Here is a 22,758-nt window from a genome sequence, read left to right as displayed (position 1 = left end):
CGCATGGCCCTGACCGCGGCGCCGTCCGCGCCGTTCTTGTCGCCGCGGCCGACCCAGCGGCCCGCGGCCATGGCGGCCGCCTCGGTGACCCGGACAAGCTCCAGGGCGAGGTTGCGGTCGGGAGCCTCCGCGGGCACCGCCAGCGGGGAGGCCGTCGAGACAGAAGAGAGGAGCAGGGACACCGGTGAGACCTTCCGAATCCATGGGCGGACAGCTTCGGACCCGGACGTTACTGGTCCCGCACCGCCCCACCAGGCCCCTGCTCCCGAACCGCCGCCGCCTTTGGCAACTCCCCGATAGGGGCGCGTGGGTCAGGCCGCCGTCCACCCGCCGTCGACCGGTACCGAGCCACCCGTCACGAAGGAGGACCGGTCGCTGAGCAGCCACGCCGCGGCCTGCGCCACCTCCACCGGCTCGGCCATGCGCTTCTGCATGGAGCGGTTGATGAAGCTCTCCTCCAGGGCGGGCGTCTCCGTCAGCACCTGGTCCATGAGCTCCGTCCGCGTGCTCCCCACCACCAGGGCGTTGACCCGGATCCCGCGCCGGCCGTACTCGTCACCACCCGCCTTCGTCAGACCGATCACCGCGTGCTTCGCCGCGATGTACGACGCCGTGGCACCGGTCGCGACCACGCCCGCGGCGCTCGCGGTATTGACGACGGCTCCCCCGCGGCCGTCGGCCAGCATCGCGCTGATCTGGGCCTTCATGCAGTTCCAGACGCCCCGGACGTTGACGTCCATGACCTTGTCGAAGACGGCGTCGTCGGTCTCGTGCATCAGCGTGCCCGCCGTGGCCCATCCCGCGTTGTTGAAGCCCGCGTCGAGGCGGCCGTACGTCCCTACCGCCGCGTCGACCACCCGCTTGACGTCCCCCGGGACCGTCACGTCCCCGGGCACCGCGAGTGCCCTGCCCCCCGCCTCCGTTATCTCCGCGGCGAGTTCCTCGATGTGCCCTTTCCTGCGCGCCGTGACGACCACGGCCGCCCCTTCGGCGGCGAACAGCCGGGCCGCCGCCGCACCGATGCCGCTGGAGGCACCCGTGATCATGATCGTCTTGTCGGCCAGCAGGCCGTGTCCGGTGTTCATCATCGCCCCGTTCCTCTCCTGTCCGCGGCTCAACTCGCCACCGTGGCGGGCCAGATCGTGCCCGCCGCGGCCTCCGCGTCGACCGTGCGCAGCAGTTCCTCGTCGATCGCGTCGAGTGAGTCGACGATGTGCCGCGTCGCCAGCTCTTCCATGAACGTGCGCTGGAAGCCGCAGGGGTGGCCGATGAACGGCACGCCGAGCTCCTTGGCCGCCTCGGCGACCCGGGCGACGTCGTCCACGAACAGCACCTCGTCGGGGCGGAGACCGAAGACGTCTCCGGCGATCTCCTTGATGCCCGGCCGGAACGAGTCGGTGCAGACGTAACCGGGCCCGTCGAAGAGGTGGGACCAGGCTCCCAGGTGGGTGTCGAAGTGCGGCTTGCTCAGGCCCCCGTAGCAGACGACCCGGAGCCCCAGGCCGCGGACGCGCCGCAGGAGTTCGGCGGCGCCGGGGTTGGGCCGCACCGGATGGTCGGCGACGTAGCGGTCTCGCTCGGCGAAGTAGAGCTCCAGCGCCTGCTCGCCCGTCACGTCGAGGCCGGCCGCGCGGGCCATCTCGACGCCCGCGACGCGGCGCGGCTGGGAGAGGATGCGCCGCTCGGTCCCCGCGTCGTACACACCTCCGCGGCTGGTGATGAAGTTGCCGATGACGGGGCTGAACGTGTCGTTGAGCAGAACGCCGTCGATGTTGAGCGCCACGAGACGCAGTCGGTCGAAGTGCTGGTGCATGGAACGTCCTTGGCTGCTGTTCGGTCGGGCAGGTGGATGGTGACAAGGGGTGCGGCCGTCGGCCGGAAGTGCGCCGTCAGGCGTTGACGGCGGTTTCCCGCGCCTCGCTCACGTCGATGGTGCGGGCGGCCTCGTCCGTGGCGATGGCGGGCATGAGCAGGCGCCACATCACCCGGGTCCGCTCGGGCAGGTCCTCGCGGCCGGTCGCCAGGAGGGAGTACGCCTGGAGGCCCGTGCACGCCGAGACGACGAACTCGGCCAGCGTGCGGACGTCGGCGTCGGGGCGGACCTCGCCCGCCGCGAGCCCGTCGGCCAGGCACTCCTCCATGATCTGGGCCCACTCGTGGTACGGAGTGGCGTCGTCGAGGCCGAAACCCGTCTGCTCGCTGGTGAGCCGGACGCCCGCGCGCAGCATCGGGTCCGTCTGGAGCTTGTGCGCCCACACGAACGTGATGTCCACCAGGCGTTGCAGGCCCCGCGCCTTCAGGGCGGGCATGATGCTCGCCGGCTGGGCCCGCATGACGGCCAGGGCCAGCGCCTCCTTGTTGGGAAAGTGGAAGTAGACGGCTCCGAGCGTGACACCGGCGCGGTTCATGATCTCCCGCATGCTGGCGCCGCTGTACCCACGCTCGTCGAAGACCTCAGCGGCGGCGCGAAGGATCTCGTCGCGCGTCTTCTGGGCCCGCTCCTGCTTCGGTTCCGGCATTCGGACGGCCTCTCTCGACAAACAAAAAGAACGCACGTTACTTTACTCCGCATGGTTCTGGGACACCAGAGCCGGCGCAGTCGTTCGCGCGGAGACGTCACTCATCCCTGGGGGGGATCCATGACTTTCGTTTCGTATGCACAGACCACGCGCACCGCTCAACTGCGGCCCGTCCCACAGGAGTTCACGCACAAGCTCGCCCGCGCCGAAGTCCTGCTGACCGGCTGGGCGCCCGCGGGTGAGGACCGCGTGACGGTCACCGCGCGGTGGCCGCGCACCCACTCCTTCTACGCGTCCTTCGCCGGCCGGCACGATCCGATGCTGCTCGCCGAGACCCTGCGGCAGAGCATCCCGCTGATCTCACACGCCTGCTACGACGTGCCGCTCGGCCACCACCTCATCTGGCAGCACTTCACCTACGAGGTCGCGCACGAGGCGCTGTGGGCCGACGGCGGACCGATGGACGTCGAACTCCGCATCACCTGCGGCGACATCACCCGGCGCGGCGGTCGTCTGGCGGCCCTCACGATGGACGTCGAGATCCTGCGGGACGGGCTGCCCCTCGGCACCGCGCACACGCGGTTCAGCAGCCACGCCCCGTCGATCTACCGCAGGCTGCGGGGCGACCGGTACCTGGCGCCGGGCGCGGCGGCCGGTGCGGCCCCGGCGCCGTGCGGCGGCGCGGTCGCGGTGGTCCCGCCCGCGCTCGTCAACCGCGAGCACGCCGCCGACGTCGTGCTCTCACCCACCCGGAGACCGGACCAGTGGCAGCTGCGCGTCGACCACTCGCACCCCATCCTCTTCGACCACCCCGTCGACCACGCCCCGGGCATGCTGCTGCTTGAGGCCGCCCGGCAGGCGGCCCACGCCGTCCAGGCACCCCGCGCGGCCGCCGTCTTCCCGGTCCGCTTCGAGTCGGCGTTCTTCCGCTACGTCGAGTTCGACGCCCCCTGCGTGATCACCGCGTGCGTCGAGCCCGCCACGCGTCCCGGAGGCCACGAGAGCGTGTCGGTCACCGCCCTTCAGGACGACATCGAGGCGTTCTCCTGCCGCGTGACCGTGGCGGCCACGGCAGTGTGACCGAGGGCCCGGCCCGCCCCGTGGGGTTCACGCCGCCAGGAGCGACTCGATCCGGTCCGCGGCCGTCCGCAGGCCCGTCAGGCGCTCGACCCCCTGCGCGTACGCCCCGGCCGTCGGCGACCAGCCGGGCCCCGCGATGAGCACGGCCGGGTGGGAGCGTGCGCCCCGCACGCCCCACTCGGCCTCGGCCACGAGGTGGACCAGCGCGCGGTCGGCGGTGTTCCGCGAGTGCGCCCAGAGCACCACGACGGACGGGCCGATGCGCCGCACCGCCTCGTACAGCGCCTCGGCGGGGAGGGCGGCGCCGAACATCCGGGTGGGCAGGCCCCGTTCGCCGAGCACCGCGGTGAGGGCCTCCAGCGGAAGAGTGTGCTGCTCGCCCGGAACGCAGGTCAGCACCACCGGGGCGGCAGTCCTGGACGCACCACCCGGGGCGGCCGCGCCCGGAGTGCGCCGCAGGGCGGACGAGACATGCCAGGAGAGGAGGTGCTCGACCTCCACATACCGCTCGCCCGACGACGCCCACTTGCGGCCGACGGCGTGCAGGGCCGGTGCCATCACCTCCTCCCACCCCATGGTGAAGCCGTACTCGCCGAGCGTGGTCCGCAGTTGCGACTCGACGGCGGGCGCGTCGAGCCGCACCGCGGCCCGGGCGAGGCCGCGGCACTCCTGACGGACGTTGCCGAGCGGCAGGGAGAGGGTGCCGCGGCCGCCGCCGTGCCGGGCGGAGCGCGGGGCCGGGACCGTGGCCTCGGCCTCCGCCGCGGCCTCGCTCTCCCGCAGCGCGACGCGCGCCGCCTCCGCGGGCGGCACGCCGAGCGCGGTCAGCCGGCACATCTCCTCCACCCGCCCCACGTCGGCGGTGGTCCAGCGGCGGTGGCGGCCCTGTTCGCGGTCGGTGGGCCCGATTCCGTACCGCCGTTCCCACGAGCGCAGCGTGGTCGGTGCGACGCCCAGTCTGCGGGCGACGGACCCGGTGGTCAGCGCGGCGTCCTGGTCTTTCTGCCGGGTGTGGCCCGGTCGCCGGGTAGCTCCCATGCCGCGACGATACGACGCACAATCGCTGCAAGTTGTCGTCTCTCGAGGACTGTCACCAGTGTGGGGCCAACTCCGGCCCCCGCACGAGGAGCAGGCATCATGGTGACGGTCGACCCCGAGGCCCACGACGGCATCCTGTACCCCGAGGACCTGCTCGGGGACGATCAGCTCGCGGCGGGCTTCGCCGCCGGTGACGAGCTCTGTCTGGCGGCCGTCTACCGCCGTTGGGGCCGGCTCGTCCACCGGCTCGCCGGGCGCGCGCTGGGCGACGGCGCGGACGCCGAGGACGTGACGCAGCAGGTGTTCCTCGCCGCCTGGCGCGGCCGGGGCGGATACCGGCCGGGCGCGGGCGGCCTGGGCGGTTGGCTGGTGGGCATCACGCGCCACAAGGTCGCCGACGCGCTCACCGCCAGGGCCCGGCGTGCCGTGCTGGTGGCGGCCGTGGGCGCCCGGCAGGAGGCGGTCCCCGTCGCCGCGGGACCCTGTTCGGAGCAGATCCTGGACCGGCTCCTGGTCCAGCGCGAACTGGCGAACCTGCCGTCCGCACAGCAGTTGGTGCTGCGCCTTGCGTTCTACGGCGATCTGACGCAGAGCCAGATCTCGGAGCGGACCGGTCTGCCGCTCGGCACCGTCAAGAGCCACACGAGGCGGGGGCTGCGGGCCCTGCGGAACTGCCTGGCCCCCGCCGGGGCGGCCGGACCGACCGCAGCCGCCGACGCCGACCCCTCACGAATGGCTCGCGGACAGTGCATCCGTCCTGCCCGTCCGGCGTGAAGTCCCGTACATCGGACGGGGCAGGGAGGCAGACATGGAAATCTCGGGTGCTCGTGTTCTGGTGGTCGGGGCCACCGGCGTTCTCGGTGGTCTCGCCGCCCGCGCCCTGGCCGAGCTCGGTGCCCGGGTCGCGCTGGCCGGTCGCAACCCGGTGCGTCTGGCCGCGCTCGCACGGGATCTCGGCGGGCCGCCCGCCCGCTGCTTCGAGGCGTGCGATCTGGACCAGTGTTCCGCGCTCGCGCCGTGGGCGGAGCGGGTACTCCCGGGGCTCGACGGGGTGCTCGTGACGGTCGGGGCCACGGGGTTCGGCGCCGTCGAGGACGTGTCGAACGACGTGGCCGGGCATCTCCTGACGGTGAACGCGCTGTGCCCCATGGCCGTGCTGCGGGGCGCGGCACCCGTGGTGGCGGACAAGGGGTTCCTGCTGGCGGCCACCGGCGGGGCGGCGGCGCCCCGGCCGCGTACGGCCGCCGCCGACCACGTCGCGGGCACCGCCGACTACACCGCGTCCAAGGCCGCGCTGAGCAGCTGGCTCTGCGTGCTCGCGCAGGAGCTCGCGCCGCGGGCCGTCGCGGTCCACGACGTCCGCTTCCCGCACCTGGACACCGGTTTCACCGAACGGCCCGTCGTCGGCGAGCCGCCCGAGCTGCCGCCCGGGGCGGACGCGCTGGACGCGGTGCGCTCGCTCATGGAGAGGATCACCATGGCCTGAGAGTCTGTCTTCGCACTCTCGCCTGCGCCCCGAGGCCCGGCCCCGCTCCCCCGGGCCGGGCTGTCACTCGATGCCCCTCGCCTGCTTGAACCGGGCGAGCCCGTCGGCCAGTTCCACGATCGGCTCGGGGTAGTCGTAGCGTGCCCGCTCCCGGGTCGGCAGCTTCCACGGCTCGTGAACCGCCGCGCCCTCCAGCGAGCCGAGCTCGGGCACCCAGCGGCGTACGTAGGTGCCGTCCGGGTCGTAACGCTTCGCCTGGAGCAGGGGGTTCAGCACCCGGTTGGGGCGGCTGTCCGTGCCGGTTCCGGCCGTCCACTGCCAGTTGAGCTGATTGTTGGCGGTGTCGCCGTCCACCAGGAGCCGCTGGAAGTACCGGGCGCCCACCCGCCAGTCGACGTAGAGCGTCTTGGTCAGGAAGCTCGCGGTGAGCAGTCTGCCGCGGTTGTGCATCCACCCCTCGTGGCGCAGCTGGCGCATGGCGGCGTCGACGACCGGGTAGCCCGTGCGCCCCTCCTGCCACGCCCGGATGTCCTCCCGCGCCGACTTCTCGGAGCGCCAGTGGTCGCCGCGGGGGCGCAGGTCGGCGGTGGCCGCGGCCGGTCTGGCGGCGAGCACCTGGTGGTGGAAGTCGCGCCAGCACAGTTGCCGGACGAAGGCGTCGGCGCCCGGGGTCGCCCGGTCGCGGGCCGCGTGGACGAGTTCGGCGGCGGAGACCGTCCCGAAGTGCAGGTGCGGCGAGAGCTTCGAGGTGTCGTCGGCCGCGAGGTCGTCGTGGGTCCGCGGATACCGGTCGACGCCGTCGCGCAGCCAGGCCTTCCAGAGCGCGCGGCCGACGCTCTCGCCGCCCCGGGCGAGCCCCGGCGACAGGCCGTCGATGCCGTCGCGGGCGGGCAGCGGGTCCGAGCGGATGTCGTCCGGGACGGGCACGGTGCGCGGGGCGGGCAGGACGGCTCGTACGCCCTGCGCCGACCAGCGGCGGAAGTACGGGGTGAAGACGGCGAAGTGGTCGGAGCCCGCGGGGGTCACCGCGCCGGGGGCGAGGGCGGTGACCACGGCGTCGTGGACGTACAGGCGCCTGCCGTCGTGCTCCAGCGCCTCGCGCAGCCGCTGCTCGCGGGCGTGCGCGTACCGGCTGACGCCGGCCGCCATGTGGACCTCGTCGGCGTCCGCCGCCTCGACGACGGACCGCACCTGTTCGACGAGGTCGCCCTCGCGCACCACGAGCCTGCCGCCGCGGTCCCGCAGCCCCCGGTCGAGGTCGGCCAGGCAGTCGGCGAGGAACGCCTCCCGGTTCGGGCCCGCGAGGCCGAGCTCCGCGATGGCCCGGTCGCGGACGAAGAGCGGCACCACGGCGTCCGCGCCCGTGCGGGCGGCACGCAGCGGCGGGTGGTCGTGCACCCGCAGGTCGGAGGTGAACAGGACGACCGAGTTGTGCATGGTGCGTACTCCAGGGGGAAGGCGTGGGCCGGTCCGTCACCCGCGGACCGGCAGGTCCCGGAACCGGCGGGCCGCACGCGCCGCCGGTTCCTTCCTCCTCTGCTTCGGCCGGTCCGCCGCGCGGGGATGCGCCGTCCGGGGTGTGGTCCCCCGCACGGCGCACACAACGGGACATTCCCGCACTCGGATAGCGTTGGGGGATGATGCGGAACAGAATGTGGAGGCGGCACGGTGCACGGTGAGTACAAGGTCCCCGGCGGCAAGCTCGTCGTGGTGGATCTGGACGTCGAGGGCGGTGTGCTGCGGAACACCCGCGTGGCCGGTGACTTCTTCCTGGAGCCCGACGAGGCGCTCGACGCGATCAACGGCGCGCTGGACGGCGCCCCCGCCGACACGGACGCCCAGGGTCTCGCCGCCCGCATCGACGCCGCGCTCCCCGAGGGCACGGTCATGTACGGCCTGACGTCGGAGGGTGTCGGGATCGCCGTCCGCCGCGCCCTCGCGCACGCGACGGACTGGACCGACTACGACTGGCAGCTGATCCACGAGGGGCCGCAGCCGCCCGCGCTGCACATGGCCATCGACGAGGTGCTCACGCAGGAGGTCGCGGCGGGCCGGCGGCCGCCGACGCTGCGCGTGTGGGAGTGGGCGTCGCCCTCGGTGATCATCGGCAGTTTCCAGTCGCTGGCCAACGAGGTCGACGCGGAGGGCGCGGCGCGGCACGGCATCGACGTGGTGCGCCGGATCTCCGGCGGCGGCGCGATGTTCGTGGAGCCCGGCAACACCATCACGTACTCCCTCTCCGTCCCGGACGCCCTCGTGCAGGGGCTCTCCTTCCAGGACAGTTACGCCTACCTCGACGACTGGGTGCTCGGCGCGCTCGCCGACATGGGCATCAAGGCGTGGTACCAGCCGCTGAACGACATCGCGACGGAGGCGGGGAAGATCGCGGGGGCCGCGCAGAAGCGCATGGTGGCGCCCGGCGGCGGCCCCGGCGCGGTGCTGCACCACGTGACGATGTCGTACGACATCGACGCGGACAAGATGCTGGAGGTGCTGCGCATCGGCAAGGAGAAGCTGTCCGACAAGGGCACGCGGAGCGCCAAGAAGCGGGTCGACCCGCTGCGCCGCCAGACCGGGCTGCCCCGGGAGGCGGTCATCGAGCGCATGGTCGACTCGTTCCGCGGCCGCTACGGCCTCGCCGAGGGGAAGGTCACCGACGAGGAGATGGCGCGCGCCCAGGAGCTCGTGCGGACCAAGTTCACGACCGCCGAGTGGACGGCGCGCGTGCCCTGATCGGCGCCGCGCGCGGGCGGCTCAGGAGAGCGCCGGGATGACGGAGGCGCCGTACGCGTCGATGACGTCCTCGCGCGCGTCGTGCATCGCGTACACCGCGAACTGGTCGACGCCCAGTTCGCGGAGCTCCTTGAGGCGTTCGAGGTGCGACTCGACGGGTCCAAGGAGGCAGAACCGGTCGACGATCTCGTCGGGCACGAAGGCCGTGTCGGGGTTCCCGGCCCGTCCGTGGTGGCTGTAGTCGTAGCCCTGGCGGGCCTTGATGTACGCGGTGAGGGCCTCGGGCACCATCGAGGAGTGCTCGCCGTACCTGGCGACGAGGTCGGCGACGTGGTTGCCGACCATCCCGCCGAACCACCTGCACTGCTCGCGGGCGTGGGCGAGGTCGTCTCCCACGTACGCGGGCGCGGCCACGCAGATGGTGACGTCCGCCGGGTCGCGTCCGGCGTCGGCGGCCGCGTCCCGCACGGCCTTGACCATCCACTGCGTCAGATACGGGTCGGCGAGCTGGAGGATGAACCCGTCGGCCTGCTGTCCGGCGAGCGCGAGCGCCTTCGGGCCGTACGCCGCCATCCACACCGGCAGCTTCCCGTCCCGCACCCACGGGAGCCGCAGCCGCTGCCCGCCGACGTCCGCCTCGCGGCCCTCGGCGAGGTCGCGGATGACGTCGATCGCCTCGCCGAGGCGGGCGAGGGTGTCGGGCTTGCGTCCCGCGACGCGCATCGCGGAGTCGCCGCGCCCGATGCCGCACACGGTGCGGTTGCCGTACATGTCGTTGAGCGTGGCGAAGGTGGAGGCGGTGACCTCCCAGGTCCGGGTGGACGGGTTGGTGACCATGGGGCCGACGGTCAGCCGCGTGGTGTGTTCGAGGATGCGGCTGTAGATGACGAACGGCTCCTGCCACAGGACCGACGAGTCGAAGGTCCAGCCGTAGTGGAAGCCGTTGCGCTCCGCGCGCCTCATGAGTCCGACGACCTCCGAGGCGGGCGGGTCGGTCTGTAGTACGAGCCCAAAATCCATGGCCTTCGCTCCTCACTCAGATCGGGCGCCCACAGCTCGACGCCCTCAGCTCGGGCACCCCTCGAAGGTCGTCCGAGGAGGGACAATCCTCGGCTTCCCGCGGGAGGTTGGCAAGAGGGACTCAGAGTGCCAGGGCGGACAGGCCGTCCGTCGTGGAGTCGAGGTCCTCGGGGGTGGCGGGGCGGATCCGGCCCCGGTCCAGGGTGACGATCTCGTCGGCCGCGGCGAGGCCCGAACGCTCGTGCGTGACGAGGAGCGTGGTGCGGCCGCGGGTGGCGTCGAGGATGTCGGCGAGCACCTCGGCGGCGGTGTCCGGGTCGAGGCCTTCGGTGGGTTCGTCCAGGACGAGGACGGGCGGGTCGGCGAGGAGCGCGCGGGCGAGGAGCAGGCGTTGGCGCTGGCCGCCCGAGACGGTGGCGCCGTCCCCGCCGAGCACGGTCTCCCAGCCGTCCGGCAGCGACTCGATCCACTCCAGGACGCGTGCCCTGCGGGCCGCCTCGCGCAGGTCGGCGTCGGTGGCGTCGGGCGCGGCGAGGAGCAGGTTGGCGCGGATGGTGGCGTGGAAGACGTGCGCGTCCTGCGTCATGCCGGTGATGGCGCGGCGGGCGTCGGCGCCCGAGCAGCGGCTCAGTTCGCGTCCGCCGACGCGGATGCTGCCCGCCTCGTACGGTACGAACCGCATGAGCGCGGCGATCAGCGTCGACTTGCCGGACCCGCTGGCCCCGAGGAGCACCACCCGGTGACCGGCCGGCAGCCGCAGGCTCGCCCCGTCCAGGGCCGGGGGGCCGTCCTGGCTGTGGCGGACCCGCAGGTCGGCGATGGTCACGTCGAGCGGTGCGCCGGTGGGCAGCGGGTCCGGGGCTGTGGGGTCGGCGACGGGCGCCGGTGTGTCGAAGAGGTCGGCGAGGCGCCGCGCGGAGGCCCGGATTTCGGCGTAGCGGCGGGCGGCGGCGGGCAGCGGTGCGAGGGCCTCGAAGGAGACGAGCGCGAGGACCGCGAGGACGGTGAGCTGTACGGCGGGCAGGTCGCCCGCCGCGTGGGCGCGCAGCGCGAGCCAGGTGACGCCGACCGTCGCCGCGCCCTGGAGCACCAGCACCACGGCCTGGGCGAGCGAGGTGGTCAGGGCCTTGTGGCGCTCCAGCTCGGCGATGCGTTCCGTGACGCGGCGGGCGCGGTCGTGGGTGCGGCCGCGGGCGCCGTACGCGGCGAGGTCCGCGGCGCCCCGCGTCAGGTCGAGGGTGACGGCGGCGAGTTCGGCGCGGGCCGTCTTCTCTGCGCGGCCCGCGCGGCGGGACAGGACGAGGACGAGGGCGGGCACGAGCACTCCGGCGACGGCCAGCAGCGCTCCGAGCAGCAGCCCGGCCTCCGGCAACAGCACCAGGGTCAGACCGGTGGCGCTCGCGGCGACCACGCAGGCCGCCGTCGCCGGGATCATGACGCGCAGCAGCATGTCCTGGGCGGCGTCCACGTCGTCGACGAGCCGGGTCAGCAGGTCGCCGCTGCGGAAGGCGGGGGTGCCGGCGGGCGCGAGCGGCACCAGCGCCTCGTACACCCGGGCGCGGAACCCCGCGACGGCCCGCAGCACACCGTCGTGGCCGAGGAGCCGGTCGATGTAGCGCAGCGCGCCGCGGCCGAGGGCCAGCGCCCGCACGGCGACGATCGCGACACTCACCGCGGCGAGCGGCGGCTGCTCGGCCGCGCGGGTGATGAGCCAGGCGGCGGTGGCCATCAGTGCGGCGGCGGCGAGTTCGCTCCCGGCCGCGGCGAGCCCGGCGGGCAGCAGCCTGCGCCAGTAGGGCAGGAGGTGGCGCAGGAGCCGGACGGTGGGGCGGCCCGCCCGGCCGCGCTCCCCGCGGGCGGGTCCGGGGGCGGGTCCGGGGGCGAGGGCCTCGGTGTACGCGGTCATGAGGCCACCAGCCTTTCGGACGGGGTGAGTTCGTGGGCGGGGGCCGGGTCGGGGGCGGGCGCCGGGTCCGGTCCGGGGGCGGCGATGCGGCCCGCTCGTACGGTGATGACGCGGTCCGCGTGCGGGAGCAGGCTCGTGCGGTGGGCGACGACGATCGAGGTGCGGCCGCGCATGAGGGCCACCGTGGCGCGGGTGACGGCGGCCTCGCTCTCGGGGTCGAGGTGGGCGGTCGGTTCGTCGAGGAGCAGGACGGGGGCGTCCTTGAGGAAGGCGCGGGCCAGTGCGATGCGCTGGCGCTGGCCCGCGGAGAGCCCGGCGCCGTGCTCGCCGAGCAGCGTGTCGTACCCCTGGGGCAGCTCGTCGACGAAGAGGTCCGCCGACGCGGCGCGGGCCGCCTCCCGGACCTCGGCGTCGCTCGCGTCGGGCCGGCCGAGGCGGATGTTCTCGGCGACGGACCCGGCGACGAGGTGGGGGCGCTGCGGCACCCACGCCACCTGGGTGCACCAGTCGTCGATGTCGAGTGCCGCGAGGTCGGTGCCGCCGGCCGCGACCCTGCCCGAGGCGGGGGTGACGAAGCCGAGGATGAGGGAGAGCAGGGTGGACTTGCCCGCGCCGCTCGGTCCGATCAGGGCGACGTGCTCGCCGGGGGCGATGGTCAGGGAGACGTCGCGCAGGGCGGGTTCGGTGCGGCCCGGGTGGTGGACGGTGACGTCGTCGAGGGTGAGGTGGGCGGTGCGGGCGTCGGGGGCGGTGGCGCGGTCGGCGGGTGCCGGGGCGGTGTCCTCTTCGTCGAGGACGGTGAAGACGCGTTCGGCCACGGCGATGCCTTCGGCGCTGTCGTGGAAGGCGGCGCCCATGGCGCGCAGCGGCAGGTACGCCTCGGGGGCGAGGAACAGGACGACCAGCGCGGTGTGCAGGCCGACGTCGCCGTGGAGGAGCCGCAGTCCGACGGGGACGGCGACGAGTGCCACGGAGAGGGTGGCGACGGTCTCCAGGACGAGGGAGGAGAGGAAGGCGACGCGCAGGGTCCGCATGGTGGCCCGCCGGTGGGCGTCCGCCATCTCGTGCACGACTTTGGTCTGGTGCCGCTCGCGGCCGAAGGCGCGGAGGGTCGGCAGGCCGGCCACCACGTCCAGGAAGTGGCCGCCGAGGCGGGACAGCAGCCGCCATTGGCGGGCGGTGCGCTGGGCGGTGTGCATGCCGACCAGTGCGCCGAAGACGGGGATGAGCGGCAGGGTGATGACGATGATCAGCGCGGAGGTCCAGTCGGTCCACCACACCCAGCCGACGACCGTGAGGGGGACGACGGCGGTGGCCGCCATCGTGGGCAGGTAGCCGACGATGTACGGGTCGAGGGCGTCGAGGCCGCGGGTGAGCAGTGTGGCCGTCTCGCCGTGGCGGCGGGCGGTCAGCCGCAGCGGTGCCGTCCGCCGCAGCCGTCCGGTGATCCGGTCGCGCAAGGTGCGCTTGGCGTCGGCCGCGGCGCGCTGGGCGAGCACGCCGCGGAGCCAGGTGAGGAGCGCGCGCAGCGCCATGACGGCGCCGAGCGCGGCCAGGGTCCCGGTGCGTATACCGTCTCCGGCGAAGCCGTCGGCGAGCGCGGTCGCCAGCAGGACCGCCTGGGTGACGATGAGCCCGGCGCCCGCCAGGGCGAGAACCGCGGAGTACGTCATATGGCGCCGCAGTGCCGGTACTTCCCGCGTCAGGCGGCGTTCGACGGGCTTCATCGTGGGGGTCCCTCTCGTCGCTTTCCGGGGGTCAGAAGTAGCTGGGGTGGCGCTGTCCCGTCCGCCCCCGGAAGGCCCACCAGCTCCAGAACTGGTAGGCGAGGATCGTCGGGACCACGAGGATCCCGAAGCCGCTGAGGATCTTCAGTGTGGCGTCGTCGGTGATGGCGTGGTCGATGTCGAGGCCCGCGCCCGCGTCGGTGATCAGGAGGTACGGGTAGTGGCCGGCGCCGAGGAGCAGTACGGGCAGCGCGGTCGCGGCGCAGGTGGCGGCGAACGCGAGGACGTGGTGTCCGCGGTTGAGGTACCACCATGCGGCGGCGAGGGCCGCGACGAGGAGGACGGCGATGACGGCGGAGGTCGCGCGGTTGGTCATCGAGGCGCCCGCTCCGAAGAGCGTGAGGAGCAGGGCGAGGGCGCCCGCGGCGGCGACGCCGACGAGCAGCTTGGCGCCCATCTGCCGCGCCCTGGCGGCGAGTTCGGGCCCCGAGCGGAGTGCGACGAAGGTCGCGCCGTGGGCCGCGAAGAGCAGCACGGTGGTGGCTCCGCAGGCGAGCACGAACGGCGTGAGCACGTCGCCGAACCCGATGTGGAAGCTGCCGTCGGCGCGCCGGGGCACGCCGTGCAGCAGCAGCCCGACGATCAGGCCCCACGCCACGGCGGGCACGACGCCGCCGAACACGATCAGGGCGTCCCACACGCGGCGGCCGCGGGCGCTGCGGGAGCGGCGGCGGAGCTGGACCGCGGCGTTGCCGAGGACCAGGCCGGCGAGGATCGCCACGATCAGCGGGTACATGCCGGACAGGAGGGTGCCTTCGAGGTGCGGGAAGGCACCGAACATGACGCCGGCGAAGGCGACCAGCCAGACCTCGTTGCCCAGGAAGAACGGCGCGATGGCGTCGAGGGCGGCGTTGCCGCTGGTGCGCTTCTCCTCCTGACCGTCTCGCCGACCGTCTCGGCCGAGGAAGGGGTGCAGCATCTGTGCGCCGTAGTCGTAGCCGCCGAGCACAAAGTACCCGGCGAGCAGCAGGCCCAGGAGGGCCAGCCAGACGGTCTCCAGACTCATCTCGCTCAACTTTCCGTTACAGCAGGGGAGGTCATCTCGGTGGGGGGTGCCGGGTCGGCCCGGCTCAGAGCGCGGGCACCGGCTGCTTCTCGCTGGTGGTGCCGCCCGGCTCCTCGGGCAGGTCGTCCGGGAGTGGCTCGCTGACGCCGAGCTGGGTGGCGTCGGGGCCGCGGAGCGCGAACCGAGTGATCAGGGTCCAGTTCGTCACGGCCAGCGCGACGAAGATGGTGATGAACAGGACGCAGGACAGCAGCAGCGAGGTCTTCCCGACGTGGGACAGCGCGTCCTCGACGGTCAACTCGCCGTAGATGATCCAGGGTTGGCGGCCGACCTCGCGGACGATCCAGCCGCCGACGGAGGCGATGAACGGGAACGGAATCGTCGCGACGATGATCCAGGAGGCCCAGCGCCAGCGCATCAGCCGGTCCTTCCACAGAAGGATGAGGGCGATGAAGGTGATGGTGGAGACGGTGTTGCCGATGAGCGACATGACGTCCATCGAGATCCGCATCGTGTCCTGCCAGGGCACGTAGTTGCCGGGCCCGTGCTCCTTGACGAGCTCGGCCTGCACCTCGGCGACGCCGCTGTTCTCCAGGACCGCGTCCTTCATCGGCTGGGTGCGCTCGATGATGGGGCGCTGCATCTCGCCGACGACGACCACGAAGAAGGAGGCGACGGTCGAGACCCAGAGTCCGAGCTTCAGGGAGGGCCGGAAGAGCTCGGTCTCCTTGGTGCCGCGCAGGTAGTGCCAGGCGCTGACGCCGGCGACGAAGCAGCCGCCCGTCGTCAGGGCGCCCAGCGAGAGGTGGAAGAGGGCCATCAGCGCGCTGGAGTTGGTGAGCAGCGCCCCGAAGTCGGTCAGGTAGGCGACGCCGTCGCGGACCTCGTAGCCGACCGGGTGCTGCATGAAGCCGTTGGCGATCAGGATCCAGTATCCGGAGGCGTACGCGGTCAGGGCGACCAGCCAGATGAGCGTGACGTGCACGCCTCTGCGCAGGCGGCCCCAGCCGAAGATCCACATGCCGAGGAAGGTGGACTCGGCGAAGAAGGCGATGAGGGTTTCGAGGGCGAGCGGGGCGCCGAAGACGTTGCCCGCGAACTTGCTCAGGCCACTCCAGCTGAGCCCGAACTGGAACTCCATGACGAGGCCGGTGACGATGCCGACCGCGTAGTTGATGACGTAGAGCTGGCCCCAGAAGCGAGTCATACGCTCCAGGACTGCTCTCTTGGCGGGATCACGGGTGAACGCGGCCCGGGTGTGCATGATCGCCACGATGGGGACGAGTCCCATGGTGAGGATCACGAACAGCCAGTGGATGCCGGTCGTGGCCGCGAACTGGAGTCGGGCCAGATCCGCAGCGCTCATGATGCGACCTTCCTGGGGGCGGTGGCCGGTGGAACGGCTGAGGGGGGTTGGTGTGCCGGTCGTGGCGGACGGTGGACGGTGGGGCCGCCGCTTCGCGTGTGCAGGTGCCGGGCCGCGTTGCCCGCCACCTGTGCGGTGACCTCGTGGAAAACGGTAGAGAGAAATCCTTATGCGATCCAAGACCGGTTCAGCCATGTGATGATGCCCGGTAAGGCATAAGTAAAGGTGGATCATGGATCTTCTTCAGTTGCGCTACTTCCAGACGGTCGCCCGTTACGAGCACATCAGCCGCGCCGCGGAGGAGCTGCACGTCGCCCAGCCCTCCCTGAGCCGCACCATCGCGCGCCTGGAGTCCGAGCTCGGCACCCCCCTCTTCGACCGGCAGGGCCGCCGCATCCGGCTGAACCAGTACGGCGTGGTCTTCCTGCACCACGTGGACCGCGCCCTGAGCGAGCTCGACGACGCCCGCAGGGTGCTGAGCGACGCCCGCGACACGGCGTTCGGCCGGGTCAGCGTCGCCTCCGAGACCCTCCTGACGATCACGCATCTCCTCGGCAGCTTCCGGGCCGCCTACCCCCGCGCCGACGTGCGGCTCTTCCAGTCGAACGCGGAGGAGATGGACCGTCAGCTGCGCGCCAGGGAGGTCGACTTCTGTGTGGCCTCACAGCCGCTGACCGGCACCAACCTGGAGATGATCGAGCTGGCCCGCGAGGAGGTGCTGCTCGCCGTCCCGCGCGGCCACTGGCTCGACGGCCAGGAGAGTGTGACGATCCGTGAGATCGCCACCGAGCCGTTCGTGACGACCCGCGTCGGCCAGTGGCAACGCACGCTCCTGGACCGCCTCTTCGCTTCCGAGGGCCTCACTCCGATGATCTCCTGCGAGGGTGACGAGCCGGGCGCCAGCCAGGACATGATCAGCGCCGGCCTCGGTATCGGCCTGATCCCCGCCATCTCCCGGCAGGCGGGGACGGACTCCCAAGTCCCCGTGGCCTGGGTGCACTTGGATGCGCCGGATTGCAGCCGGGTGCTCACGCTGGTGTGGAGCCGCGACACCTACCTGTCCGACGCCGCGGTGAAGTTCCGGGAGTTCACGACCAGCAGGCCCTTCATGACGCACCGGCTGCCCGACAAGCGCCGCGGCCGCGCACGCCAACCTTGAGTCATCCCTGAGTCAAGGCTGAGTCAACCTCCTTGCCCGGGGCGGGTCCTGGATCGGCCGGAATCGGTTTGGTACTCTCCAAGCGCTGCCACAGCCCTGGCCCAGGACGTCGCGTGTCCCGACGGCCAGCGAGTGATGGCGAGTCGGCAGGGGTGTCCGCGTTCCCCCTCCGGCCGCCGGCACGCCGTCTCCACCTTCCTTCTCCACTCGCCAGGCAATCCGCACCACGAACGGCCCTCGCGCACGCACGTCCGGATGCCATCAAGGAGTTCCGTCATGCCCAAAATCACGTACGTCGCCGTCGACGGCAACCAGACCACGATCGACGTCCCCGCCGGTACGAGCGTCATGCGCGGCGCCGTCTTCAACGACATCGACGGCATCGTCGCCCAGTGCGGCGGCAACATGCAGTGCGCCACCTGCCACGTCTACGTCGACGAGACCACCCTCGACAAGCTGGAGCCGCCGAAGGAGCGCGAGGACGAGATGCTCGACTTCACGGCGTGCCCGCGCAAGCCCAACAGCCGCCTGAGCTGCCAGCTCAAGTCGAGCGACGCCCTCGACGGCCTCATCGTCCACACCCCGGAACGGCAGAACTGATGACGGACCGCACACAGCCCGACTCGGTCGTCGTGGTGGGCGCCGGACAGGGCGGATACCAGACCGCGGCGTCCCTGCGGGAGCACGGCTACACGGGAAGCATCACACTCATCAGCGCCGAGGACGCGCTGCCCTACGAGCGTCCGCCGCTGTCCAAGGCGTACCTCAAGGGCGAGGCGGACGAGGCGGAGCTGTGGCTGCGGCCCGCGACGTACTACGTGCGCCACTCCATCGACCTGGTCGCGGGCACCGTGACGGAGATCGACCCGGCCGCCCGCACGGTACGCCTCACCGACGGCTCCACGTACGGCTACGGCCACCTCGTCCTGGCCACCGGCGCCACGCCCCGCACGCTTACCGTGCCGGGCGCGGAGCTGCGCGGCGTGCACACCCTGCGCACCGCGCAGGACGCCGCCGCGCTGCGGTCGTCGCTGGCGGGGGCGCGGCGCGCGGTGGTGGTGGGGGCCGGGTTCATCGGCCTGGAATTCGCCGCCGCGGCGCGGGAGGCGGGCGTCGAGGTGACCGTCGTCGAGGCGCTCGACCGGCCGCTCGCCCGGGTCGCGTCGGCGCCCACCGCGGAGCACTTCACGCGGCTGCACCGGGGCAGGGGCACCGAGTTGCTGTTCGGCCAGGGCGTCACGGCCCTGCACGGCGACAGCCGCTCGGGGATCACTGCGGTGGAGCTGGCCGACGGCCGCCGGCTCCCCGCCGACCTGGTCCTGGTCGGTGTCGGCGTCACTCCGCGCACGGAGCTGGCCGCCGCGGCCGGGCTGCCCGTGGACGGCGGCATCACCGTCGACTCCCGGCTGCTGACGGGCGATCCGCACATCTCGGCCATCGGTGACTGCGCGGCGTTCCCGCAGGTGCGGTCCGGGAACCGGCTGCGGCTCGAATCGGTGCAGAACGCCGTGGGGCACGCCCAGGCGGTCGCCCAGCGGCTGACCGGGTCGCCGGGCGCGTACGACGAACTGCCGTGGTTCTGGAGCGACCAGTTCGCCACCACCGTGCAGATCGCGGGGTTCAACGAAGGGCACGACGTGGAGGTCGTGCTCGGCGACGACCCCGACGCCTTCTCGGTGCTGCTCTTCCGCGGGCAGGATCTTCAGGCGGTGGAGTCCGTCAACCGGCCCGCCGACCACCTCGCGGCCCGCCGCCTCCTGACGCAGGGCGCCGCCCTGACGCCCGAGGAGGCGTCGGTGCCGGGGTTCACCCTCAGGGAACACCTCCGGAGCCTCGCCAGGCGCGGGACGGAGGCGCCGGTACCTCTCTGACGCGGGACGGATGTCCTTTAATTGCGGCGGAATGCAATTCGTAAAGTGGCGCACTGAGTTCATCTCAGTGCGCCTTCTTTATGGTTGAAAGTTGTCACATCGCGTTCATTGGTAAAACGTCAAAACGCTGTTGATTTGCTTCGTTGAATCAGGCAGGATCGCTCACGGCCAACGGGGGCTCTGGCGCCTGCGCAATTCGTCCAGCAGATGCGCGCGCTCGGCATTCCGTTGTCGAAAGACTCCTACCGGAAGACTCCTGCCGAAAGACTCCGTTTACCGGGAGATCAAGCGCACGGGAATATCCGCCCGAGTATCACTTCACACCGCTGGATCGGAGTGCGTCATGGAAGACGTCATACGGGAGATTCGTATCCGCGGGGCATTGCAGCAACCCGACTGGAGCGACCTTTCCCAGCTGAACCGGGTGGGCGAGGCCCTTGCCGCCCGCCCCCCGCTCGTCCAGGGCGACGACCTGGCCACCCTGCGCACCCTGCTCGGCAAGGTCGCCCGCGGCCAGGCCATGGTCCTGCAATCCGGCGACTGCGCCGAGGACCCCCAGGAATGCACCCCCCGCCATGTGGCCCGCAAGGCCGCCCTGCTGGACCTGCTCGCCGGCCAGCTCGGGTTGATCACCGGCCAGCCGGTGCTGCGCGTGGGACGGATCGCGGGCCAGTTCGCCAAACCCCGCTCCAAGCCCACCGAAATCATCGACGGCCTCGAACTGCCCGTCTTCCGCGGCCACATGGTCAACGGCCCCGAACCCGACGCCGAAAGCCGCCGCCCCGACCCGCTGCGGATCATCACGGGTTACATGGCGGCCGGGGACATCCTGGAGCATCTGGGCTGGCGCGAGCGGGCGGCGGGCCGCGAGACGGTGGGCCCGCACGTCTGGACCAGCCACGAAGCACTGCTGCTGGACTACGAGACGCCCATGCTGCGCACCGACGACAAGGGCCGCCTCTTTCTGGGCTCCACCCACTGGCCCTGGATCGGGGAGCGCACCCGGCAGGTCGAGGGCGCCCACGTGGCGCTGCTCGCCGAGGTCAGCAACCCGGTGGCCTGCAAGGTCGGACCCGCCATGGAAGTGGCCGAACTGCTGGCGCTGTGCGAGAAGCTGGACCCCTGGCGCGACCCCGGCCGCCTCACATTGATCGCGCGGATGGGCGCGGACGCGGTCGCCGAGCGGCTGCCGCGCCTGGTCGAGGCGGTCCGCGAGGCCGGCCACCCCGCCATCTGGCTCAGCGACCCGGTGCACGGCAACACCATCACCGCACCCGGCGGCTACAAGACCCGCATGGTCGACACCGTCGCCCGCGAGATCACCGGCTTCGTCCAGGCCGTCCGCGACGGCGGCGGGACTCCCGGCGGCCTGCACCTGGAGACCACCCCCGACGACGTCACCGAGTGCGCGAGCACCGAGGCCGACCTGGAGAAGGTGGGCGAGCGCTACACCTCCTGCTGCGACCCCCGCCTCAACCCCACCCAGGCCCTGCACGCCGTCGACGCCTGGCCCGCCTGACTCTCCCGCGCCCCGGGAGCCGGGGCTTTCGGCGCCATTCCAGCTGGAATCAGGGTCAACCAAAGATGGACCGCGCATCGTGGTCGTCGTCCCGGCACCTGACGGCCGCCCCCCAACGACAGTGGAGAGCAGATGCACAACTACGTAGTCGTCGACGCGTTCGCCCGAGAGCCTCTCACCGGTAATCCGGTGGCCGTGTTCTTCGACGCCGACGACCTGACGCCCGACCAGATGCAGCGCATCGCACGGGAGATGAACCTCTCGGAGACCACGTTCGTACTGACCCCCAAGCAGGGCGGCGACGTACACGTACGGATTTTCACGCCCGTCAACGAACTTCCCTTCGCCGGGCACCCGTTGCTCGGTACGGCCATCGCCCTGGGCCGGCGCACCGACGCGGACCAGCTGCGGATCGAGACCGCGATGGGCGTGATCCCCTTCGAGCTCCAGCGCGTCGGCGGGCAGGTCGTCTCGACGAGCATGCGCCAGCCGGTGCCCGTCTGGGAGCCCTTCGACCGTGCCGACGAGCTCCTGGAGGCGCTGGGCGTCCGCGAGTCGACGCTGCCGGTCGAGATCTACCGCAACGGTCCGCGGCACGTCCTGGTCGGCTTCGAGAGCTTCGAGGCCCTGTCGAAGGTGGACCCCGACCACCGCGCCCTCGCGAGCTTCCCCGACATGGCGACCAACTGCATCGCCGGGTCCGGGACCACCTGGCGCAACCGCATGTTCTCGCCCGCGTACGGGGTCGTGGAGGACGCCGCCACCGGCTCCGTCGCCGGCCCCATCGCGATCCACATCGCCCGGCACGGCCTCGGCTCGTACGGGCAGCTCATCGAGATCACCCAGGGCATCGAGATCGGCCGCCCCTCCCCCATGAGGGCGCTGGCCCAGGGCGAGGGCGACCGGGTCGACTCCGTCGAGGTCTCGGGTCATGGCGTCGTCACGATCGAAGGAACGATTCATGTCTGAGCTCATCCCGCAGAACGCCAACGGCACGGGCGCGAGTGCCGCCACCGCCACCGCTCCCTCTGCGAACAACGGCCGGTCTGCGTCGCGGCGTTCGGAGACGTTGACGGGCACCGTGGAGGTGGACTTCCCCCAGTTCCGCACCCCGCCGCCGGAGCCGATGGGCCTGCTCGCCGACTGGCTGGCCGCCGCCACCGCCCACGGGGTGCGCGAGCCGCGCGCGCTGGCCCTGGCCACCGCCGATGTGCGCGGCCGGCCCTCCTCACGCATCCTGGCCGTCAACCAGGTCACCGAGCAGGGCATCGTCTTCATCACCCACGCCGGCAGCCAAAAGGGCCGCGAACTGGCCGCCAACCCCTACGCCTCGGGGGTGCTGTACTGGCGCGAGACCAGCCAGCAGATCACCCTGGCCGGCCCCGTGCGCCAGCTCCCGCGCGCCGAGGCCGAAGCCCTGTGGGCGGCCCGCGCGGTCTTCACCCACCCCATGTCCACCGTCGCCCGCCAGAGCCAACCCCTGCGCGACCTGGAGCACTTCGAGGAAATCCGCGCCCAGGCCCTTGAACTGGGCGCGCTGGAGCGGCCGCTGCCCTGCCCGCAGGAGTTCGTGGGCTTTTGCCTGGAGCCCGACGCGGTGGAGTTCTGGGCCAACGGCACCGACCGGCTGCACGAACGGCTGCGCTACGACCGCACCCCGGCCGGCTGGACCACCACCCGCCTCCAGCCCTGAACGGAGCCCCGATGACCACCCCGCCCCCCGCCCCGACCGCACCCACCGCCGCCGAACCGGCCGCCGGTGGCCCGGTGTTCACCAGCCACCTCGACCTGCGCGCCCGCAACCGGCACGCCGTGGAGCAGTACATGCAGATCGGGCCCACGGCCCGGCTGCGCCGCCACACCCTCTACACCCAGGACGGCACCGCCACCCTGTTCAACACCGACATCGGCCGGCCCATCACCGTGCGGGGCCGCGACAACCTCAAGCGGCACGGCGAGCTGTCCTTGCAGGTCCTGCCGGACTGGGAGTGGTTCGACGTCCAGATTTACGAGACGCAGGACCCCAACGTGATCTGGGCGGAGTGCGACGGCGAGGGCACCATCCGCTTCCCCGGCTATCCCGAGGGCCGCTACCGCAACCACTTCATCCACGGCTTCACCCTGCACGACGGACTCATCGCCGCCAGCCGCGAATACACCAACCCCATCGAACACATGCGGGCCCTGAACATCCCCACCCCCCACATCCAACGGGACTGGATCCCCTCCTGACCCGCAGGTGAACCCGGCACACCCCCCACCACGTTC

At 72.3% G+C, this 22,758-nt stretch carries 22 protein-coding genes; 11 read left to right on the top strand and 11 right to left on the bottom strand.

What is annotated here, in order from left to right; translation table 11 throughout:
* The 4 genes from ACZ4Z4_RS11955 to ACZ4Z4_RS11940 all read right to left on the bottom strand — a co-directional run.
* Positions 1-176: fructose-bisphosphatase class II (locus ACZ4Z4_RS11955; protein ID WP_468325823.1), on the bottom strand; the 176-nt coding region annotated here is incomplete at its 3' end.
* 135 nt (positions 177-311) lie between these two features.
* Complete coding sequence (locus ACZ4Z4_RS11950; RefSeq protein ID WP_468325713.1) at positions 312-1,088, bottom strand: SDR family NAD(P)-dependent oxidoreductase; 777 nt, start codon at positions 1,086-1,088, stop codon at positions 312-314.
* 26 nt (positions 1,089-1,114) lie between these two features.
* Complete coding sequence (locus ACZ4Z4_RS11945; RefSeq protein ID WP_468325710.1) at positions 1,115-1,813, bottom strand: HAD family hydrolase; 699 nt, start codon at positions 1,811-1,813, stop codon at positions 1,115-1,117.
* Positions 1,814-1,889: 76 nt separating this feature from the next.
* Complete coding sequence (locus ACZ4Z4_RS11940) at positions 1,890-2,519, bottom strand: ScbR family autoregulator-binding transcription factor (RefSeq protein WP_468325707.1); 630 nt, start codon at positions 2,517-2,519, stop codon at positions 1,890-1,892.
* Positions 2,520-2,639: 120 nt separating this feature from the next.
* On the opposite strand from ACZ4Z4_RS11940, the gene ACZ4Z4_RS11935 reads away from it, so the two are divergent.
* Entirely contained in the window at positions 2,640-3,599 is a 960-nt protein-coding gene (locus tag ACZ4Z4_RS11935; protein ID WP_468325704.1) for a ScbA/BarX family gamma-butyrolactone biosynthesis protein, read from the top strand.
* A gap of 27 nt (positions 3,600-3,626) precedes the next feature.
* Here ACZ4Z4_RS11935 and ACZ4Z4_RS11930 read toward each other — a convergent pair whose 3' ends face one another.
* A complete protein-coding gene (locus ACZ4Z4_RS11930; RefSeq protein ID WP_468325701.1) occupies positions 3,627-4,637 on the bottom strand; it encodes a MerR family transcriptional regulator in 1,011 nt (336 codons plus the stop codon).
* Positions 4,638-4,736: 99 nt separating this feature from the next.
* Between ACZ4Z4_RS11930 and ACZ4Z4_RS11925 the strand changes: the two genes are divergently transcribed.
* Together ACZ4Z4_RS11925 and ACZ4Z4_RS11920 are read left to right on the top strand one after the other, a co-directional pair.
* On the top strand, positions 4,737-5,411 hold the full coding sequence (locus ACZ4Z4_RS11925) for a sigma-70 family RNA polymerase sigma factor (RefSeq protein WP_468325699.1): 675 nt from the start codon (positions 4,737-4,739) through the stop codon (positions 5,409-5,411).
* 34 nt (positions 5,412-5,445) lie between these two features.
* Positions 5,446-6,123: an SDR family NAD(P)-dependent oxidoreductase gene (locus ACZ4Z4_RS11920; RefSeq protein WP_468325696.1), complete on the top strand. Its 678-nt coding sequence runs from the start codon at positions 5,446-5,448 to the stop codon at positions 6,121-6,123.
* Between the two features lie 63 nt (positions 6,124-6,186).
* Here ACZ4Z4_RS11920 and ACZ4Z4_RS11915 read toward each other — a convergent pair whose 3' ends face one another.
* On the bottom strand, positions 6,187-7,560 hold the full coding sequence (locus ACZ4Z4_RS11915; RefSeq protein WP_468325694.1) for a cryptochrome/photolyase family protein: 1,374 nt from the start codon (positions 7,558-7,560) through the stop codon (positions 6,187-6,189).
* Between the two features lie 231 nt (positions 7,561-7,791).
* Here ACZ4Z4_RS11915 and ACZ4Z4_RS11910 point away from each other — a divergent pair, with 231 nt between their 5' ends.
* Entirely contained in the window at positions 7,792-8,856 is a 1,065-nt protein-coding gene (locus tag ACZ4Z4_RS11910; RefSeq protein ID WP_468325691.1) for a lipoate--protein ligase family protein, read from the top strand.
* Between the two features lie 21 nt (positions 8,857-8,877).
* Here the strand turns inward: ACZ4Z4_RS11910 and ACZ4Z4_RS11905 are convergent, their stop codons facing one another.
* From ACZ4Z4_RS11905 to ACZ4Z4_RS11885, 5 genes are all read right to left on the bottom strand, one after another.
* On the bottom strand, positions 8,878-9,876 hold the full coding sequence (locus ACZ4Z4_RS11905) for a TIGR03842 family LLM class F420-dependent oxidoreductase (protein ID WP_468325689.1): 999 nt from the start codon (positions 9,874-9,876) through the stop codon (positions 8,878-8,880).
* Positions 9,877-9,997: 121 nt separating this feature from the next.
* Positions 9,998-11,782 (bottom strand): thiol reductant ABC exporter subunit CydC, encoded by a 1,785-nt coding sequence (gene cydC / locus ACZ4Z4_RS11900; RefSeq protein WP_468325686.1) that lies wholly within the window; start codon positions 11,780-11,782, stop codon positions 9,998-10,000.
* Positions 11,779-13,509 (bottom strand): thiol reductant ABC exporter subunit CydD, encoded by a 1,731-nt coding sequence (cydD, locus tag ACZ4Z4_RS11895; protein ID WP_468325683.1) that lies wholly within the window; start codon positions 13,507-13,509, stop codon positions 11,779-11,781. The genes cydC and cydD overlap by 4 nt, the downstream gene beginning before the upstream one ends.
* A gap of 31 nt (positions 13,510-13,540) precedes the next feature.
* Positions 13,541-14,575, bottom strand: a complete 1,035-nt coding sequence (gene cydB, locus ACZ4Z4_RS11890; protein WP_468325680.1) for a cytochrome d ubiquinol oxidase subunit II — start codon at positions 14,573-14,575, stop codon at positions 13,541-13,543.
* Between the two features lie 64 nt (positions 14,576-14,639).
* Positions 14,640-15,941, bottom strand: a complete 1,302-nt coding sequence (locus ACZ4Z4_RS11885; protein WP_468325677.1) for a cytochrome ubiquinol oxidase subunit I — start codon at positions 15,939-15,941, stop codon at positions 14,640-14,642.
* A 232-nt stretch (positions 15,942-16,173) separates the two neighbouring features.
* Between ACZ4Z4_RS11885 and ACZ4Z4_RS11880 the strand changes: the two genes are divergently transcribed.
* From ACZ4Z4_RS11880 to ACZ4Z4_RS11850, 7 genes are all read left to right on the top strand, one after another.
* Positions 16,174-17,100: a LysR family transcriptional regulator gene (locus tag ACZ4Z4_RS11880; protein ID WP_468325674.1), complete on the top strand. Its 927-nt coding sequence runs from the start codon at positions 16,174-16,176 to the stop codon at positions 17,098-17,100.
* Positions 17,101-17,376: 276 nt separating this feature from the next.
* A complete protein-coding gene (locus tag ACZ4Z4_RS11875; protein WP_268774414.1) occupies positions 17,377-17,700 on the top strand; it encodes a 2Fe-2S iron-sulfur cluster-binding protein in 324 nt (107 codons plus the stop codon).
* The gene (locus ACZ4Z4_RS11870; protein WP_468325671.1) at positions 17,700-18,971 is read left to right on the top strand and encodes an NAD(P)/FAD-dependent oxidoreductase; all 1,272 of its coding nucleotides are present in this window, start codon (positions 17,700-17,702) and stop codon (positions 18,969-18,971) included. The genes ACZ4Z4_RS11875 and ACZ4Z4_RS11870 overlap by 1 nt, the downstream gene beginning before the upstream one ends.
* Positions 18,972-19,314: 343 nt before the next feature.
* A complete protein-coding gene (locus ACZ4Z4_RS11865; protein ID WP_468325668.1) occupies positions 19,315-20,490 on the top strand; it encodes a 3-deoxy-7-phosphoheptulonate synthase in 1,176 nt (391 codons plus the stop codon).
* 132 nt (positions 20,491-20,622) lie between these two features.
* Positions 20,623-21,459, top strand: a complete 837-nt coding sequence (locus ACZ4Z4_RS11860; protein ID WP_468325665.1) for a PhzF family phenazine biosynthesis protein — start codon at positions 20,623-20,625, stop codon at positions 21,457-21,459.
* Positions 21,452-22,183, top strand: a complete 732-nt coding sequence (gene phzG, locus ACZ4Z4_RS11855; protein WP_468325662.1) for a phenazine biosynthesis FMN-dependent oxidase PhzG — start codon at positions 21,452-21,454, stop codon at positions 22,181-22,183. The genes ACZ4Z4_RS11860 and phzG overlap by 8 nt, the downstream gene beginning before the upstream one ends.
* Positions 22,184-22,194: 11 nt before the next feature.
* Positions 22,195-22,722: a PhzA/PhzB family protein gene (locus tag ACZ4Z4_RS11850; RefSeq protein WP_468325659.1), complete on the top strand. Its 528-nt coding sequence runs from the start codon at positions 22,195-22,197 to the stop codon at positions 22,720-22,722.
* Positions 22,723-22,758: the final 36 nt, after the last annotated feature.

It is taken from the genome of Streptomyces sp. NPDC030245 (assembly GCF_055572995.1).
Note: the sequence above shows the minus strand (reverse complement) of the source record. Positions and strands in the feature narration are given on the sequence as shown.

What these genes read in the sequence shown, in the direction of transcription:
- ACZ4Z4_RS11950 (WP_468325713.1), bottom strand. Translation starts at nt 1,088, where the DNA reads ATGATGAACACCGGACACGGCCTGCTGGCCGACAAGACGATCATGATC.
- ACZ4Z4_RS11945 (WP_468325710.1), bottom strand. Translation starts at nt 1,813, where the DNA reads ATGCACCAGCACTTCGACCGACTGCGTCTCGTGGCGCTCAACATCGAC.
- ACZ4Z4_RS11940 (WP_468325707.1), bottom strand. Translation starts at nt 2,519, where the DNA reads ATGCCGGAACCGAAGCAGGAGCGGGCCCAGAAGACGCGCGACGAGATC.
- ACZ4Z4_RS11935 (WP_468325704.1), top strand. Translation starts at nt 2,640, where the DNA reads ATGACTTTCGTTTCGTATGCACAGACCACGCGCACCGCTCAACTGCGG.
- ACZ4Z4_RS11930 (WP_468325701.1), bottom strand. Translation starts at nt 4,637, where the DNA reads ATGGGAGCTACCCGGCGACCGGGCCACACCCGGCAGAAAGACCAGGAC.
- ACZ4Z4_RS11925 (WP_468325699.1), top strand. Translation starts at nt 4,737, where the DNA reads ATGGTGACGGTCGACCCCGAGGCCCACGACGGCATCCTGTACCCCGAG.
- ACZ4Z4_RS11920 (WP_468325696.1), top strand. Translation starts at nt 5,446, where the DNA reads ATGGAAATCTCGGGTGCTCGTGTTCTGGTGGTCGGGGCCACCGGCGTT.
- ACZ4Z4_RS11915 (WP_468325694.1), bottom strand. Translation starts at nt 7,560, where the DNA reads ATGCACAACTCGGTCGTCCTGTTCACCTCCGACCTGCGGGTGCACGAC.
- ACZ4Z4_RS11905 (WP_468325689.1), bottom strand. Translation starts at nt 9,876, where the DNA reads ATGGATTTTGGGCTCGTACTACAGACCGACCCGCCCGCCTCGGAGGTC.
- cydC (WP_468325686.1), bottom strand. Translation starts at nt 11,782, where the DNA reads ATGACCGCGTACACCGAGGCCCTCGCCCCCGGACCCGCCCCCGGACCC.
- cydD (WP_468325683.1), bottom strand. Translation starts at nt 13,509, where the DNA reads ATGAAGCCCGTCGAACGCCGCCTGACGCGGGAAGTACCGGCACTGCGG.
- cydB (WP_468325680.1), bottom strand. Translation starts at nt 14,575, where the DNA reads ATGAGTCTGGAGACCGTCTGGCTGGCCCTCCTGGGCCTGCTGCTCGCC.
- ACZ4Z4_RS11885 (WP_468325677.1), bottom strand. Translation starts at nt 15,941, where the DNA reads ATGAGCGCTGCGGATCTGGCCCGACTCCAGTTCGCGGCCACGACCGGC.
- ACZ4Z4_RS11880 (WP_468325674.1), top strand. Translation starts at nt 16,174, where the DNA reads ATGGATCTTCTTCAGTTGCGCTACTTCCAGACGGTCGCCCGTTACGAG.
- ACZ4Z4_RS11875 (WP_268774414.1), top strand. Translation starts at nt 17,377, where the DNA reads ATGCCCAAAATCACGTACGTCGCCGTCGACGGCAACCAGACCACGATC.
- ACZ4Z4_RS11870 (WP_468325671.1), top strand. Translation starts at nt 17,700, where the DNA reads ATGACGGACCGCACACAGCCCGACTCGGTCGTCGTGGTGGGCGCCGGA.
- ACZ4Z4_RS11865 (WP_468325668.1), top strand. Translation starts at nt 19,315, where the DNA reads ATGGAAGACGTCATACGGGAGATTCGTATCCGCGGGGCATTGCAGCAA.
- ACZ4Z4_RS11860 (WP_468325665.1), top strand. Translation starts at nt 20,623, where the DNA reads ATGCACAACTACGTAGTCGTCGACGCGTTCGCCCGAGAGCCTCTCACC.
- phzG (WP_468325662.1), top strand. Translation starts at nt 21,452, where the DNA reads ATGTCTGAGCTCATCCCGCAGAACGCCAACGGCACGGGCGCGAGTGCC.
- ACZ4Z4_RS11850 (WP_468325659.1), top strand. Translation starts at nt 22,195, where the DNA reads ATGACCACCCCGCCCCCCGCCCCGACCGCACCCACCGCCGCCGAACCG.